15 protein-coding genes are annotated in these 15,359 nt (G+C 66.3%); 6 read left to right on the top strand and 9 right to left on the bottom strand.

Going from position 1 to position 15,359, the window contains the following annotated elements; genetic code table 11:
- Positions 1 to 2: 2 nt before the first annotated feature.
- The 4 genes from lspA to murJ form a co-directional block, all read right to left on the bottom strand.
- Positions 3 to 527 carry a signal peptidase II gene (gene lspA / locus CLM74_RS06030; protein WP_032975973.1) on the bottom strand — a complete coding sequence of 175 codons (525 nt, stop codon included), beginning with the start codon at positions 525 to 527 and terminating at the stop codon, positions 3 to 5.
- Entirely contained in the window at positions 527 to 3,358 is a 2,832-nt protein-coding gene (ileS, locus tag CLM74_RS06025; protein ID WP_105163637.1) for an isoleucine--tRNA ligase, read from the bottom strand. The genes lspA and ileS overlap by 1 nt, the downstream gene beginning before the upstream one ends.
- Positions 3,355 to 4,302, bottom strand: coding sequence for a bifunctional riboflavin kinase/FAD synthetase (locus CLM74_RS06020; RefSeq protein WP_025873849.1), 948 nt, complete (start codon positions 4,300 to 4,302; stop codon positions 3,355 to 3,357). The genes ileS and CLM74_RS06020 overlap by 4 nt, the downstream gene beginning before the upstream one ends.
- Before the next feature lie 75 nt (positions 4,303 to 4,377).
- Entirely contained in the window at positions 4,378 to 5,982 is a 1,605-nt protein-coding gene (gene murJ / locus CLM74_RS06015) for a murein biosynthesis integral membrane protein MurJ (protein WP_032951562.1), read from the bottom strand.
- A gap of 116 nt (positions 5,983 to 6,098) precedes the next feature.
- On the opposite strand from murJ, the gene rpsT reads away from it, so the two are divergent.
- Positions 6,099 to 6,368, top strand: a complete 270-nt coding sequence (gene rpsT / locus CLM74_RS06010; protein WP_025873851.1) for a 30S ribosomal protein S20 — start codon at positions 6,099 to 6,101, stop codon at positions 6,366 to 6,368.
- Positions 6,369 to 6,571: 203 nt separating this feature from the next.
- On the opposite strand, the gene obgE is transcribed toward rpsT, so the two are convergent.
- The 4 genes from obgE to rplU are packed head-to-tail and all read right to left on the bottom strand — an operon-like array spanning position 6,572 to position 8,413.
- Positions 6,572 to 7,627, bottom strand: a complete 1,056-nt coding sequence (gene obgE / locus CLM74_RS06005; protein WP_025873852.1) for a GTPase ObgE — start codon at positions 7,625 to 7,627, stop codon at positions 6,572 to 6,574.
- On the bottom strand, positions 7,624 to 7,761 hold the full coding sequence (locus tag CLM74_RS21440; RefSeq protein ID WP_157804331.1) for a hypothetical protein: 138 nt from the start codon (positions 7,759 to 7,761) through the stop codon (positions 7,624 to 7,626). Before CLM74_RS21440 ends, obgE begins: the two co-directional genes overlap by 4 nt.
- Before the next feature lie 59 nt (positions 7,762 to 7,820).
- Positions 7,821 to 8,084 (bottom strand): 50S ribosomal protein L27, encoded by a 264-nt coding sequence (gene rpmA, locus CLM74_RS06000; RefSeq protein ID WP_025873853.1) that lies wholly within the window; start codon positions 8,082 to 8,084, stop codon positions 7,821 to 7,823.
- 11 nt (positions 8,085 to 8,095) lie between these two features.
- Positions 8,096 to 8,413 carry a 50S ribosomal protein L21 gene (gene rplU / locus CLM74_RS05995; protein ID WP_004148331.1) on the bottom strand — a complete coding sequence of 106 codons (318 nt, stop codon included), beginning with the start codon at positions 8,411 to 8,413 and terminating at the stop codon, positions 8,096 to 8,098.
- 317 nt (positions 8,414 to 8,730) lie between these two features.
- Here rplU and uvrA point away from each other — a divergent pair, with 317 nt between their 5' ends.
- The 3 genes from uvrA to CLM74_RS05980 all read left to right on the top strand — a co-directional run bounded on the left by uvrA (position 8,731) and on the right by CLM74_RS05980 (position 12,936).
- Positions 8,731 to 11,727 (top strand): excinuclease ABC subunit UvrA, encoded by a 2,997-nt coding sequence (uvrA, locus tag CLM74_RS05990; RefSeq protein ID WP_099842122.1) that lies wholly within the window; start codon positions 8,731 to 8,733, stop codon positions 11,725 to 11,727.
- Positions 11,727 to 12,134 carry a thioesterase family protein gene (locus CLM74_RS05985; protein WP_025873855.1) on the top strand — a complete coding sequence of 136 codons (408 nt, stop codon included), beginning with the start codon at positions 11,727 to 11,729 and terminating at the stop codon, positions 12,132 to 12,134. The genes uvrA and CLM74_RS05985 overlap by 1 nt, the downstream gene beginning before the upstream one ends.
- A 76-nt stretch (positions 12,135 to 12,210) precedes the next feature.
- On the top strand, positions 12,211 to 12,936 hold the full coding sequence (locus CLM74_RS05980; RefSeq protein WP_105163636.1) for an enolase: 726 nt from the start codon (positions 12,211 to 12,213) through the stop codon (positions 12,934 to 12,936).
- A gap of 107 nt (positions 12,937 to 13,043) precedes the next feature.
- On the opposite strand, the gene CLM74_RS05975 is transcribed toward CLM74_RS05980, so the two are convergent.
- Entirely contained in the window at positions 13,044 to 13,493 is a 450-nt protein-coding gene (locus CLM74_RS05975; protein ID WP_025873857.1) for a copper chaperone PCu(A)C, read from the bottom strand.
- A gap of 35 nt (positions 13,494 to 13,528) precedes the next feature.
- Here CLM74_RS05975 and CLM74_RS05970 point away from each other — a divergent pair, with 35 nt between their 5' ends.
- Both CLM74_RS05970 and tesB read left to right on the top strand, forming a co-directional pair.
- Positions 13,529 to 14,305 (top strand): enoyl-CoA hydratase/isomerase family protein, encoded by a 777-nt coding sequence (locus CLM74_RS05970; protein WP_059063463.1) that lies wholly within the window; start codon positions 13,529 to 13,531, stop codon positions 14,303 to 14,305.
- 153 nt (positions 14,306 to 14,458) lie between these two features.
- Positions 14,459 to 15,358 carry an acyl-CoA thioesterase II gene (tesB, locus tag CLM74_RS05965; RefSeq protein ID WP_032951563.1) on the top strand — a complete coding sequence of 300 codons (900 nt, stop codon included), beginning with the start codon at positions 14,459 to 14,461 and terminating at the stop codon, positions 15,356 to 15,358.
- Position 15,359: the final 1 nt, after the last annotated feature.

Raw genomic sequence — 15,359 nt, 5'->3', positions numbered from 1 at the left:
GCTTACGGTTTCGGATTGGCATTATCCGCCTTTTTGGCGGACTTGCCGTCGAACAGGCCGAACAGGGCGATGCCGACGGCACCCACCACGATGGCCGAATCGGCGATGTTGAACGACGGCCAGACATGCTCGCCGACGTACCACTGGATGAAATCGACCACGTGGCCATGCACCTGGCGGTCGATGACGTTGCCGATCGCACCGCCGATGATCAGCGCGTACGGCACGGCGGCCTTCCAGTTGCCACGGGCGGTCGCGCGCAGCCACCAGGCCATCAGGCCGCTGATGGCGATCGCCAGCACGGTGAAGAAGTGCTTCTGCCAGCCACCGGCATCGCTCAGGAAGCTGAACGCTGCCCCGGTGTTGTAGGTGCGGTACCAGTTCCAGAAGCCGTCGATGACCACCACCGGCTGGAACTCCGGCAGGCTCGACAGCACCCAGGCCTTCGACCACTGGTCCAGGCCGATGATGACTGCCGACAGCAGCAGCCAGATCAGCGCATTGGGATGCGGGCGCGCGGCGGCCATCAGAACCAGCTCCGCACTTCGCCGGCACCGGCGACGTTGGTCACGCAGCGGCCGCACAGTTCCGGGTGGTCGGCATTGCTGCCGACGTCGGCACGGTGGTGCCAGCAGCGCACGCACTTGGCTTTCTGCGTCGGCTGCGCGCTGACGAACACCTCGTCGGTGGTCGCCGGACGCACCTGCACGTCACCGCTGATGAACAGGAAGCGCAGTTCATCGGCCAGCGGCTGCCAGCGGGTCGCCTGCTCTTCGCTGGCGGCGATGGTGATCTCCGCTTCCAGCGCGGCGCCGATCGCACCATTGGCGCGCATCGGCTCCAGCACCTTGGCCACCTGCTCGCGCAGGGCCAGCAGCTGGTCGAAGTCGACCGCGTTGAGCTGTGCGTCGGCCGGCAGCGGAGCCAGGCCCTCGCACCAGGTGGTGAACAGCACGTGGCCGGCACGGTCGCCCGGCAGATACCCCCACAGCTCATCGGCGGTGAAGGTCAGGATCGGCGCCACCCAGCGGGTGAACGCTTCGGCGATGTGGTACATCGCGCTCTGCGCCGAACGACGACCATCCGAATCGGTCGGCATCGTGTACAGGCGGTCCTTGGTCACGTCCAGGTACAGCGAGCCCAGGTCCACGCTGCAGAAGTTCAGCAGCAGCTGCACGATCTCGGCCATGTCGTAGTTGTCATACGCGGCCTTGATCTTCTCCTGCAGTTCCCAGGCGCGATGCACGATCCAGCGGTCCAGCGCGACCATCTCGTCGAGCGGGCGCAGGTGCTGGGCCGGATCGAAACCGTCCAGGTTGCCCAGCAGGAAGCGTGCGGTGTTGCGCAGGCGACGGTAGGCGTCGGCGGTGCGCTTGAGGATTTCCTGCGACAGCGACATCTCGTTGCTGTAGTCGGCCGAGGCGATCCACAGGCGCAGGATGTCCGCGCCCAGCTTGTTCATGATTTCCTGCGGCTCGATGCCGTTGCCCAGCGACTTGGACATCTTGCGGCCGTGCTCGTCCACGGTGAAACCGTGGGTGAGGCACTGCTTGTACGGCGCGCGCTTGTCGATGGCCACGCCGGTCAGCAGCGAGGACTGGAACCAGCCGCGATGCTGGTCCGAACCCTCCAGGTACAGGTCGGCCGGCTTGCCGAAGCCACGGGCAGCGAGCACCGCTTCGTGGGTCACGCCCGAGTCGAACCAGACATCAAGGATGTCGGTGACCTTCTCGTAGTCGGCCGCTTCATCGCCCAGCAGTTCGGCCGCGTCCAGCGAATACCACACGTCGATGCCTTCAGCCTGCACGCGGTCGGCCACCTGCTGCATCAGCTCCACCGAACGCGGGTGGATCTCGCCGGTCTGGCGATGGGTGAACAGTGCGATCGGCACGCCCCACGTGCGCTGGCGCGAGATGGTCCAGTCCGGACGGCCGTCGACCATGCTCTGGATGCGCGCCTTGCCCCACGTCGGGAACCAGCCGACGGTGTCGATGGCGGCCAGCGCATCGCTGCGCAGGTTGGCCTTGTCCATCGAGATGAACCACTGCGGGGTGGCGCGGAAAACCACCGGCGTCTTGTGCCGCCAGCAGTGCGGGTAGCTGTGGCGGATCTCGACGAAGGCCAGCAGCGCGCCGCTGTCGCGCAGCACCTGCACGATCGCCTCCTGCGCCTTCCACAGGTGCTGGCCCGCCAGCACCACCTCGCCTGCCGGCGGGGTCGATTCCAGGTATACGCCACGGCCGTCAACCGGGGTCACCTGGCCGGCGTTGTACTTGTCCAGCAGGCCGTACTTCTGGCTGACCACGTAGTCTTCCTGGCCGTGGCCGGGAGCGGTATGCACCGCACCGGTACCGTCCTCGTCGGACACGTGTTCGCCGTTGAGCACGAGGATCTCGCGCTCCGGGTAGAACGGATGGACCAGCAGCTGGTTTTCCAGCGCCGAACCTTCGGCCTCACCGTGCAGCACCACCGCGTCCACGCCGTAGCGCTGCAGCGAGCGCTCGGCCAGTGCAGCGGTCAGCACCAGCCAACGGCGCTTGCCGTTGTGCGCCGGGCCTTCGGCCAGCACGTAGCGGATGTCCGCGCCCAGCGATACCGCCAGCGAGGCCGGCAGCGTCCACGGGGTGGTGGTCCAGATCGGCACGGCCACTTCCACGTCGGCCGGCACGCTTACGCCGAACGCCTGCGCCACGGCCTGCGCATCGCGCGCGGTGTAGGCCACGTCGATCGCCGGCGAGGTCTTTTCCTGGTATTCGATCTCGGCCTCGGCCAGCGCCGAACCGCAATCGAAGCACCAGTACACCGGCTTGGCGCCGCGCAGCAGGTGGCCGTTGGCGATGACCTTGGACAGCGCGCGGATCTCGTTGGCCTCGAAATCGAAGCTCAGGGTCTTGTACGGGTTGTCCCAGTCGCCGGTGACGCCCAGGCGCTTGAAGTCGGCGCGCTGGATGTCGATCTGCTCCTCGGCGAATTCGCGGCACTTCTGCCGGAACGCGACCGCATCGAGCTTCACCCCGACCTTGCCCCACTTCTTTTCCACCGCGATTTCGATCGGCAGGCCATGGCAGTCCCAGCCCGGTACATAGGGCGCATCGAAGCCGGCTAGGTAGCGCGACTTGACGATGATGTCCTTGAGGATCTTGTTGACCGCATGGCCCAGGTGGATGCGCGCATTGGCGTACGGCGGGCCGTCATGCAGCACGAACAGCGGGCGGCCGGCGGCGTTGTCGCGCAGCTGCTGGTAGAGCCCCTGCTCTTCCCAGCGCGCCAGAATGCCCGGCTCGCGCTTGGGCAGGTCGCCGCGCATCGGGAATTCGGTGGCCGGCAGGTTGAGGGTGGTCTTGTAGTCCTGGCTCACGCAGTGGCTCGCAATCTATGTTCGGAAAGGATGGCACGCGCCTGTTCGGCGTCGCGGTGCATCTGGTCGGTCAGCGCCGCCAGATCGTTGAATTTCTCTTCGTCACGCAGTTTGGCAACGAATTCGACTTCGATGTGGCGCCCGTACAGGTCGCCCTGGAAATCGAACAGGTGCGCTTCCAGCAGCGGCTCCACGCCGTCCACGGTCGGTCGGGTGCCGAAACTGGACACCGACGGCCACGGCTGGTCGAACACCCCGTGCACCCAGGTCGCGTAGATGCCCGACAGTGCCGGGGTCTTCGGGAAACGCAGGTTGGCGGTGGGGAAGCCCAGCGTACGGCCGAGCTGGCGCCCGCGAACGACCCGCCCGCTGATCGAGTAGGGGCGACCGAGCAGGTCGCCGACGCGGGCGAAGTCGCCTTCCTGCAGCAGCTGGCGGATACGGGTGCTGGAGATGCGGTCACCATGCAGGTCGACCGCTTCGATCTCGCCGGCGCTGAAACCGAGCTCGGCGCCCAGCGCCTGCAGCAGGGCCAGATCGCCACGGCGACGGTTGCCGAAACAGAACTCCGGCCCGATCCAGACCTCGCGGGCGTTCAGGCGCTGCGCCAGCAGCTGGCGCACGAAGGTTTCGGCGGGCATCGCCGCCATCGCCGCGTCGAAGCGCAGCAGGCCGATCGCATCAACGCCCAGTTCGTGCAGGATCTCGACCTTGCTGCGTGCCAGGGTCAACCGCGGCGGCGGCGTACCCTGGGCGAAGAACTCACGCGGCAAGGGCTCGAAGGCCACCGCCACCGCAGCCACACCCAAGGCGCGCGCACGCGCGACCGCGTGCCGCACCAGCGCACGATGGCCCAGGTGGAGGCCGTCGAATGCACCGATGCAGACCACGCTTCCGTTGGGGAACAGCTCCCCGCCCTCGACGCTTCTGAACAGCCTGCTCATCAACTCTCGTTCCGGCCGGCCGAAGCCCGCCCCTTCAATGGTGTAACCCTGAAGTATAGCCGCCGGGAGCCACGATCAATGCCCACGCAGGTCGCGCGGACGGAAGCCCATCGCCACCATCGCAAGCAGATAGGTCAGCCCGCCACCGCCGACCAGCAGGCCGAGCGCGCCGATCCGTTCCCACACGCCCATCGACGAGAAGCCCGGCAGCCAGTACAGCAGGGCCAGCAGCACGCCGACCATCGCCGTGCACGCCAGCAACAGGCGCAGCAGGTAGCCGCCCCAGCCCGGACGCCGCTGGTAGACATCGGTCTTGCCCAGCCAGTACCAGAGCAGCCCCAGGTTCAGGTAACTGGACAGCGCGCTGGCGATGCCCAGCGCCAGGTGCAGGCCGGGCTGCTTGCCCAGCGCCGCCATCACCCCCTGCGCCTTCAGCTCATCGGGCACCATCACCTGGTACAGCACCGCCAGCAGGGCGAAGTTGAACACCATGTTGGCCACCAGCGCGGCGACGCCGGCGCGCACCGGCGTCCTGGTGTCCTGGCGCGCGTAGAACGCCGGCAGCACCACCTTCAGCAGCGCGAACGCCGGCAGGCCGAAGCTCAGGCCGTACACCGACAGCGCCGTCATGCGGGTGTCGAAGGCGGTGAACTGGCCGTGCTGGAAGATCGTGGAGATCAGCGGCTCGGCCAGCAGCAGCAGGCCCAGCATGGCTGGCACCGAGATCAGCAGGGTCATGCGCAGACCCCAGTCCAGCGAGCGCGAGAAGCCTTCGCGGTCGGTGCTGACGTGGTGCCGTGCCAGCGCCGGCAGGATCACCGTGCCCAGGGCCACGCCGAACACACCCAGCGGCAGCTCCAGGAAGCGATCGGCCAGCGACAGCCAGGACTGCGAACCGTCGGTCAGCTTGGCGGCGATGACGGTGTCCAGCAGCAGGTTGATCTGCGCCACCGACGAGCCGAACAGGGTCGGCACCATCAGCGTCATCACCTTGCGCACGCCCGGATGGTTCCAGCCCCAGCGCGGCAGGGTCAGCAGGTCGATGCCCTTCAACGAAGGCAGCTGGAACAGCAGCTGCAGCAGGCCGGCGGCCAGCACCGCCCAGCCGAGGGCGAGGATCTGCTTTTCCGGTGTGCCACCCAGCCGCGGCGCCAGCCACAGCGCGCCGGCGATCATGCACAGGTTGAGGATGACCGGCGTCAGCGCCGGCATCGCGAAGCGCTGGAAACTGTTCAGCGCACCGCCGGCCAGGGCCGTCAGCGAGACGAACAGCAGGAACGGGAAGGTCAGGCGGAACAGGTCGATCAGCAGGCCCTGCTTGGCCGGGTCGGTGTCCACCCCACTGGAGAAGACCGACGCCAGCTGCGGCGCGAAGATCAGCGCCAGCGCGGTCACCAGCATCAGCACGCCGCCCAGGGTGCCGGCGGTGCGGGCCATCAGTTCACGCAGCTCGGCGTGGCTGCGGGTTTCCTTCACCTCGGTGAACACCGGCACGAATGCGGTGGCAAAGGAACCCTCGGCGAACAGCCGGCGCAGGAAATTGGGTATCCTGAAGGCGACCCAGAAAGCATCGGTGATGGCGTTGGTGCCGAAGGTCGAGGTCACCACCTGGTCCCGGACCAGGCCGAGAACCCGCGAGACCATGGTCATGCTGCTGAACGACAGCAGGCCCCGCAACATCTTGGGTGAACTCACTCAACGTCCCTCTTGACAATCGACTTGACGTACATTTCTTACGCCATCATACTAGCTAGCTTGCTGTTCCCATAACACCGATTTTTCAGGAAACCACCACCGTGGCCAATATCAAGTCCGCCAAGAAGCGCGCCAAGCAGACCGTCGTGCGCAACGCGCGCAACGTGGCTCAGCGCTCGATGCTGCGCACCGCTGTCAAGAAAGTGATCAAGGCGCTGGACGCCAACGATGCCGCCGGCGCTCAAGCCGCCTTCGCCGTTGCCCAGCCGATCCTGGATCGTTTCAGCGCGCGTGGCCTGATCCACAAGAACAAGGCTGCTCGCCACAAGAGCCGCCTGAACGACCGCATCAAGGCCCTCCAGGCCGCCTGATCCGGTTGGTTGCTGGAGCCCCGGCTCCGGCAGCACGCAAAAGCCCGGCCTCGGCCGGGTTTTTTGTTGCCTGCAATCCGGCGCCCGGCGCTACCGATGTCCGGGGTCGGATCCCTTTTCCTGTGGAAAAGGGATCCGACCCCATTCGGCCGCCAACAAAAAACCCGGCCGAAGCCGGGTTTTTCGCGGGAACCACAACGGCATTACTGCGCGTTGCGTGCCGCCTCGAGCTCGTCTTCCTTCTGGCGATCGAAGAACGCCATGATCCGGCTCATGATCGGGAAGGTGCCTTCACGACCCAGTGCGGACACCAGGAACCACGGCTCCTTCCAGCCCAGCTCGGCGACGATCTTCTCGGCAGCGGCCTTGGCCTCGTCCTCGAACATCAGGTCGGCCTTGTTCAGCACCAGCCAGCGCGGCTTGGCCAGCAGCTCCGGATCGTGCTTTTCCAGTTCGCGCTCGATGGCACGCACCTGCTCGACCGGCGACACACCTTCCACACCACCTTCCATCGGCGAAATGTCGACGAGATGCAGCAGCAGGCGGGTGCGCTGCAGGTGGCGCAGGAACTGCGCGCCCAGGCCGGCACCGTCGGCAGCACCTTCGATCAGGCCCGGAATATCGGCGATCACGAAGCTGCGGTAGTTTTCCACCTTCACCACACCCAGGTTCGGGTACAGCGTGGTGAACGGGTAATCGGCCACCTTCGGCGTTGCCGCAGAGACGGCGCGGATCAGGGTGCTCTTGCCGGCGTTGGGGAAGCCCAGCAGGCCGACATCGGCCAGCAGCTTCAGCTCCAGCTTCAGCGTGCGCTCCTCACCCGGCTCACCCGGCAGCGCCTGGCGCGGCGAGCGGTTGGTGGAGCTCTTGAAATGCATGTTGCCCAGGCCGCCGCGGCCGCCCTTGGCCACCAGCAGGCGGTCGCCATGCTGGGTCAGGTCGCCGATGATTTCATCGGTGGCCACGTTGATGATCACGGTGCCGACCGGCACGGTGATGACCATGTCTTCGCCACCCTTGCCATAAGCCTGGCGGCCCATGCCGTTCTCGCCGCGCTGCGCCTTGAAGATGCGGTCATGGCGGAAGTCGACCAGGGTGTTGAGGTTTTCGTCGGCGCGGATCCACACGCTGCCGCCCGCACCGCCGTCGCCGCCGTCCGGGCCGCCGAGCGGAATGAACTTCTCGCGACGGAAGCCAATGCAGCCGTTGCCGCCGTTGCCGGCGAACACTTCGATTTCTGCTTCGTCTACCAGTTTCATTGTTTCGATGCCTGCGATGGGCGCGGCATGCACGCCGCCACCTTGATGTAGTGCCGGCCGCTGGCCGACAACCGGGCGATGCCCGTTTTACCATTGATTCCAACGAAAAGCCCCGCCGAAGCGGGGCTCTTCATGCAGCGAGCTCTTCATCCAGCACGGCCATGCCGAGGCATGGGCGCCGGACGCAGCCTTATCAGGCTTCGACCGAGACGACGCTGACGGTGCGACGCTTCTTCGGGCCCTTCACGGTGAACTCCACCTTGCCGTCCGTCAGGGCGAACAGGGTGTGGTCACGGCCGAGGCCGACGCCGGTACCCGGGTGGAACTGGGTGCCGCGCTGACGCACGATGATGTTGCCTGCTTCGATGGCCTGGCCGCCGAAGATCTTGACGCCGAGGTACTTCGGGTTGGAGTCGCGACCGTTGCGCGAAGAGCCTACGCCTTTTTTATGTGCCATGACCTATCTCCTTACTTGCTGCCACCGGCAATGCCGGTGATCTCGATTTCGGTGTAGTACTGACGGTGACCCTGGCGCTTCATGTGGTGCTTACGGCGACGGAACTTGATGATCCGGACCTTGTCAGCACGACCCTGGGACAGGACGGTGGCGGTGACCGCAGCGCCGCTCAGGGCGTCGCCGATCTTGATGCCATCGCTGTCGCCGAGCAGCAGGATGTTGTCGAACTTGATCTCGCTGCCGACTTCGACTTCGAGCTTTTCAATGCGGAGCTTTTCGCCCTGCGCCACGCGGTATTGCTTACCGCCGGTGACCAGTACTGCGTACATGACCAGACTTCCTCTGTAGTTATTGTGGTCTATGGACTGCCGCCGTCGAGGGCGGACAGGAGCGGGATTGTACGCAGAGGGCCCCGGACGGGTCAAGTCAACCCCCTGAACGGCCCGGGGGCCCCCAAGCAGGGGTCAGATCCCTTTTCACACGGTGAAAAGGGATCTGACCCCTGCCTGACAGGCGGTCTCACCGGGTGAGACACCGGGCTGGCATTGTCGCCCATTGCCCCCATCTGGTCACCTCGGTAGGCTGACCGATTGCCGCCCTATCGCTGGCCCGGCGGCCCAGCCACGCCCCCACAACCGGATTCCCCATGGCGATGGATTTCATCCGCATCCGCGGCGCGCGGACGCACAACCTCAAGAACATCGACCTCGACCTGCCCCGCGACAAACTGATCGTGATCACCGGCCTGTCCGGCTCGGGCAAGTCGTCGCTGGCGTTCGACACCATCTATGCCGAGGGTCAGCGGCGTTACGTCGAGTCCCTGTCGGCGTACGCGCGGCAGTTCCTGAGCGTGATGGAAAAGCCGGACCTGGACCACATCGAAGGCCTGTCGCCGGCGATCTCGATCGAGCAGAAGTCGACCTCGCACAACCCGCGCTCGACGGTCGGCACCATCACCGAGATCTACGACTACCTGCGCCTGCTGTATGCACGCGTCGGCACGCCGCGTTGCCCCGACCACGGCTATCCGCTGGAAGCCCAGACGGTCAGCCAGATGGTCGACCATATGCTGACGCTGGACCCGGAACAGCGCTACATGCTGCTGGCGCCGGTGATCCGCGACCGCAAGGGCGAGCACGCGCAGGTGTTCGACCAGCTGCGCGCACAGGGCTTCGTGCGTGTACGCGTGGATGGCGAACTGTACGAAATCGACGCGGTGCCGCCGCTGGCGCTGCGCCAGAAGCACACCATCGAAGCGGTGATCGATCGCTTCCGCCCGCGCGAAGACATCAAGCAGCGCCTGGCCGAGAGCTTCGAAACTGCCCTGAAGCTGGGTGATGGCATGGCGTCGGTGCAGTCGCTGGACGATGCCGCTGCGACCCCTACCCTGTTCTCGTCCAAGTATTCCTGCCCGGTCTGCGACTACTCGCTGCCGGAACTGGAGCCGCGCCTGTTCTCGTTCAACGCACCGATGGGCGCCTGCCCCGGCTGCGACGGGCTGGGCATGGCCGAGTTCTTCGATCCCTCGCGCGTGGTGGTGCATCCGGAGCTGTCGCTGGCGGCCGGTGCCGTGCGTGGCTGGGATCGCCGCAACGCCTATTACTTCCAGCTGATCGCCTCGCTGGCCAAGCACTACAAGTTCGACACCGACGCGGCGTGGAACTCGCTGCCGGCAAAGGTGCAGCAGGCCGTGCTGTACGGCAGTGGCGAGGACGCGATCACCTTCACCTACTTCACCGAGGCCGGTGGCCGCACCCAGCGCAAGCACCGCTTCGAAGGCATCATTCCCAACCTCGAACGCCGCTACAAGGAAACCGAATCGGCGGCGGTGCAGGAAGAGCTGGGCAAGTACATCAGCGAACATGCCTGCCCCGAGTGCAACGGCGCGCGCCTGAACAAGGCCGCACGCAACGTGTTCGTGGCGGATCGACCGCTGCCGGAACTGGTGGTGCTGCCGATCGACGAAGCGCTGAAGTTCTTCAGTGAACTGAGCCTGCCGGGCTGGCGTGGCGAGATCGCTGCGAAGATCGTCAAGGAGATCGGCGAACGCCTCGGCTTCCTGGTCGACGTCGGCCTGGATTACCTGACCCTGGAGCGCAAGGCCGACACCCTGTCCGGTGGCGAGGCGCAGCGCATCCGTCTGGCCAGCCAGATCGGTGCTGGTCTGGTGGGCGTGATGTACGTGCTCGATGAGCCGTCCATCGGCCTGCACCAGCGCGACAACGAGCGCCTGCTGGGCACCCTCACCCGCCTGCGCGACCTTGGCAACACGGTGATCGTGGTCGAGCATGACGAAGACGCGATCCGACTGGCCGACTACGTGCTGGACATCGGTCCCGGCGCGGGCGTGCATGGCGGCGAGATCGTCGGCCAGGGCAGCCTGCAGGACCTCCTCGATGCACCGCGTTCGCTGACCGGCCAGTACCTGTCGGGCAAGCGCGCGATCAAGATCCCGGCGCGCCGGCACAAGCCGAACCCGAAGATGACGCTGCATCTGCGTGGCGCCACCGGCAACAACCTGAAGGGCGTGGACCTGGCCATCCCGGCGGGGCTGCTGACCTGCGTGACCGGCGTGTCCGGCTCGGGCAAGTCGACCCTGATCAACGACACCCTGTTCTCGCTGGCTGCCAACGAGATCAACGGCGCCTCGCACCCGATCGCGCCGTACAAGGAGATCGATGGCCTGGACCTGTTCGACAAGGTGGTGGACATCGACCAGTCGCCGATCGGCCGCACCCCGCGCTCGAACCCGGCCACCTACACCGGCTTGTTCACTCCGCTGCGCGAGCTGTTCGCACAGGTGCCCGAATCGCGTGCGCGCGGCTATTCGCCGGGACGCTTCAGTTTCAACGTGCGTGGCGGCCGCTGCGAGGCCTGCCAGGGCGATGGCCTGATCAAGGTCGAGATGCACTTCCTGCCTGACGTGTACGTGCCCTGCGACGTCTGCCATGGCAAGCGCTACAACCGCGAAACGCTGGAGATCCTGTACAAGGGCTTCAACATCAACGACGTGCTGGAAATGACCGTCGAAGATGCACTGAAGCTGTTCGAACCGGTCCCGTCCATCGCCCGCAAGCTGGAGACCCTGGTTGATGTCGGCCTGAGCTACATCAAGCTGGGGCAGAGCGCGACCACGCTGTCCGGTGGTGAAGCGCAGCGCGTGAAGCTGTCCAAGGAACTGTCGCGCCGCGATACCGGCCGCACCCTGTACATCCTCGACGAGCCGACCACCGGCCTGCACTTCCACGACATCGAGGCGCTGCTGGGCGTGCTGCACAAGCTGCGCGACGAGGGCAACACGGTGGTGGTGATCGAGCACAACCTGGACGTCATCAAGACCGCAGACTGGATCGTCGACCTGGGTCCGGAAGGCGGTCATCGCGGCGGCACCATCTTGGTGACCGGTACGCCGGAAGACGTGGCCGCATGCCCGGATTCGTATACCGGCCAGTTCCTCGCACGGATGCTGCCGTCCACCAGCGCGCGACCGGACCAGCCCGCCGCCGTGGCCAACAAGCCCGATGCGCGCCCGCCGCGCAAGGTGAAGCCCGAGAAGCCGGCGAAGAAGGCAGCCGCCGCCAAGAGCACCGGCAAGGCCAGCAAGACCGCCACGGCCGGCACCAAGAAGAAGAAGGACGCCTGATGAGCAGCGAACACAAGATCCTGGCCCGCATTCCGATCAGCGTGCGCTGGCGTGACATGGACAGCATGGGCCACGTCAACAACGCCAAGTACATCTCCTACCTGGAAGAGGCGCGCGTGCGCTGGATGCTGGGCGTGGAAGGCGTGTCGATGACCGACCGCATCGCACCGGTGGTGGCCGCCACCAACGTCAACTACCGGTTGCCGATCGTGTGGCCCAACGACATCCTGGTCGAGCTGTTCGTCGAGCGCCTGGGCAACAGCAGCGTGACCATCGGTCATCGCATCGTCGACCAGCAGGACGAGTCGAAGCTGTATTCGGACGGCAACGTGGTGGTGGTCTGGATGGACACGCAGACCGGCAAGAGCGCGCCGCTGCCGGACGCGATCCGCAGCGCATCCACCTGAAGGTAGTGCCGGCCGCTGGCCGGCACTCTCCCCGCCGGGCATGGCCCGGCGCGACCGTTCCAATCAAAGGACTGACATGATCCACCAGACCGAACTGCGAGACCTGCTGCCCGGCATGGTCCCCTTCCCCGCCGACGTATTCCCCGATGACCAGGCTTGGCTTGGCCAGCATCTGCTGCCGCTGCTGAAGATCGACCTCGGCGTGCTGCGCCCGGAACTGGTCGGCAGCGTGGCCACGATGCTGTGCCCGATCGAGCCCTACGACGGCTGCATCGGTGAAACCACCGAAGAACACCACAACGCGTTCACCGGCACCAACTGGATCGCTTTTGAATTGACCGCCGACAACCGCATGCGCTTTCTCGGTGAGGAGGGCTACTTCATCGGCGACCAGATGCAGGACAAAGACGCGCTGGAGCACATCACGGAGATGCGTGAGAGCTACAGCAAGGCACATGCGTACTTCCAGCAGCATGGACGCCTGGCCAGCTATTCGCGCTATGGCGACGGCGAGCCCGGCGAGCAGGCGTACCTCGATGTGCTGGGCGGGCAGATATCGACCGGCAACTGGATCGAAACCGCGGAGATTCCGGCCGCCTTCGCACTGGCGTTCACCGAGGCTGCCGACGACCGGCATGCGCCGGACGATGCCGAGCGCGCGATCATCACCCGCGATGGCCACAAGTTCTTCGCCGTGGCCGAAGTGGCCGGCTACAACTGGTGTGCAACCGGTGCCGATGCGATCGTGATGCTGTACGAGCCGGAAAGCCGCACGGTGCTGTTCTCGTACGACTGGTCGTAAGCCCCACCGCGCTGTGCGCTCGCCGGGCATGGCCCGGCGCTACCGATGTCGATTCGGTGGTGATGCCTGGGTAGCGCCGGGCCATGCCCGGCGGAACGAGCGCCGCGTTACGGCGCGGCCTTGCGCACTATCAGGGCCGTGCTGACTTCGGTGCCCCCCTCCAGTTGCACCTGCAGCCACACGGGCTGCCCCTCCTCCAATACGCGCCTGCCGTCCATCAACATCAGGTGCAGGCCGCCGGGCTTGAGCACGGCGCGTTCGCCCGGCGCCAATGGCAGGCGCTCGACGGCACGCATGCGACTGACCCCGTCGACGATCCGGGTCTCGTGCAACGACACATCACCGAAGCTCGCACTGCGCGCACCGATGATGGTCACCGCGGTGGAGCAGCCGTTGCGGATCACGCCATAGCCGGCAGTCATGGGCGTCGCCGTCGGGCTGGGCGGCAGACGTACCCAGCCCTGCGAGACGGTGACGCACTCCGGCACCGCGGCCGCCGCCGATGCTGCGCCCGCACACATCATCAACAGTACGCCAACGAATGGTTTGGTTATCATCGCCCAGGTTCCTTCTTCGCAACGAGACCCGCAGCATGACGACGCTCATCGAGGTGATCAACCATGGCCCCATCCGCGAACTGCGGCTGGCGCGGCCGCCGGTCAATGCACTGGACACCGAGCTGTGCCGGCAGTTGATCCATGCCATCGAACTGGCGATGGCCGAGGACGCGCACGGCATCGTGCTGTCCGGCAGCGAGCGCATCTTCACCGGCGGCATGGACGTGCCGCACCTGCTCTCGCATGGCGATGACAAGCACAAGCTGCTGGACACCTGGAACGCGTTCTTCGGCGCGGTACGCACGCTGGCCGAGAGCCGCATCCCGGTGGTTGCGGCGATCACCGGCCATGCACCGGCAGGCGGCTGCGTGCTGGCCCTGTGCTGCGACTACCGGGTGATGGCACGCAGTGCCGATCCGGCGCGCCCGTATGCCATCGGCCTGAACGAAGTGCAGGTCGGCCTGATCGCACCGGAAGGCATCCAGCGCCTGTTGCGCCGTGCGGTGGGCGCGCACCGCTCCAGCGTGCTGCTGGCCACCGGCGCGCTGGTACCGGCCGAACAGGCGCTGCAGATCGGCCTGGTCGACGAACTGGTGGATGGCGAACTGGTGGCGGCCCGTGCGGTGGCCTGGCTGCAGGACCTGCTGAAGCAGCCGCGGCAGCCGATGCTGCTGACCCGTGCCATCGCCCGCGCCGAGCTGCACGACGCCCTGCATCCGGACCTGATCCAGCTCGAGCGCTTCGTCGAGGCCTGGTTCGCCCCGGATGCGCAGAACGCACTGCAGGCACTGGCGGCGCGTCTCGGCAAGTAAACGGTAGTGCCGGCCGCTGGCCGGCAGCCTGGCGATCCTTCCGGGACGCCTGCGGATGCCGGCCAGCGGCCGGCACTACCGAAGATGGGGCATCCGGCCTACACCGGTATAATCGCCCCCTCTTTCATCGCTGTGGCCGCCCCCTTGAACGACATGCCCGAACCCGTCGTCTCCGAGCTGATCGATCTGCTCACCCTGGAGCGGCTGGAGGACAACCTGTTCCGCGGCCAGAGCCGCGACATCGGTACCAAGTACGTGTTCGGCGGGCAGGTGCTGGGCCAGGCCCTGGCGGCCGCGCAGGCCACGGTCGACAATGGTCGCCATGTGCACTCGCTGCACGCCTATTTCCTCCGCGCCGGCAACATCGACCATCCGATCGTCTACGACGTCGACCGTACCCGCGACGGCGGCAGCTTCTCGGTGCGCCGGGTGACCGCGATCCAGCATGGCAAGGTGATCTTCTTCTGCGCGGCCTCGTTCCAGCAGGCCGAATCCGGTGCCGAGCACCAGCACAAGATGCCCGAAGTGCCGCAACCGGAAGACATCGAACCGAACCGGCCGTTGCCGGCGGAGGTGCTTGAGCGCTTGCCGATCAAGGTGCAGCGCTGGCTCTCGCGTGGCGGTCCGTTCGAGTTCCGCCATGTGTATCCGCGCGATGAACTGAACCCGCCCAAGCGCCCGCCCTACCACCAGGTCTGGCTGCGCCTGAGCGAGCGCGTGGGCGATGCTCCCGAGCTGCACCAGGCACTGCTGGCCTACGCGTCGGACTTCCACCTGCTGGGCACGGCGACCTTCCCGCACGGCATCAGCTACTACCATCCGCACGTGCAGATGGCCTCGCTGGACCACGCGATCTGGTTCCACCGCCCGTTCCGCGCCGACGATTGGCTGCTGTACTCGCTGGACAGCCCCAGTGCGCAGGATTCGCGCGGCCTGGCCCGTGGCCAGTTCTTCACCCGTGATGGCGTGCTGGTTGCCAGCACCGCCCAGGAAGGCTTGATCCGCGTGGTTCCGGACCAGGCAGCAGCGGCCGCCGTGCCGGCCAAGGATTGAC

The organism is Stenotrophomonas sp. MYb57 (assembly GCF_002966815.1).
GTDB lineage: Bacteria > Pseudomonadota > Gammaproteobacteria > Xanthomonadales > Xanthomonadaceae > Stenotrophomonas > Stenotrophomonas indicatrix.
This window is presented reverse-complemented; position numbering and strand designations above follow the sequence as displayed.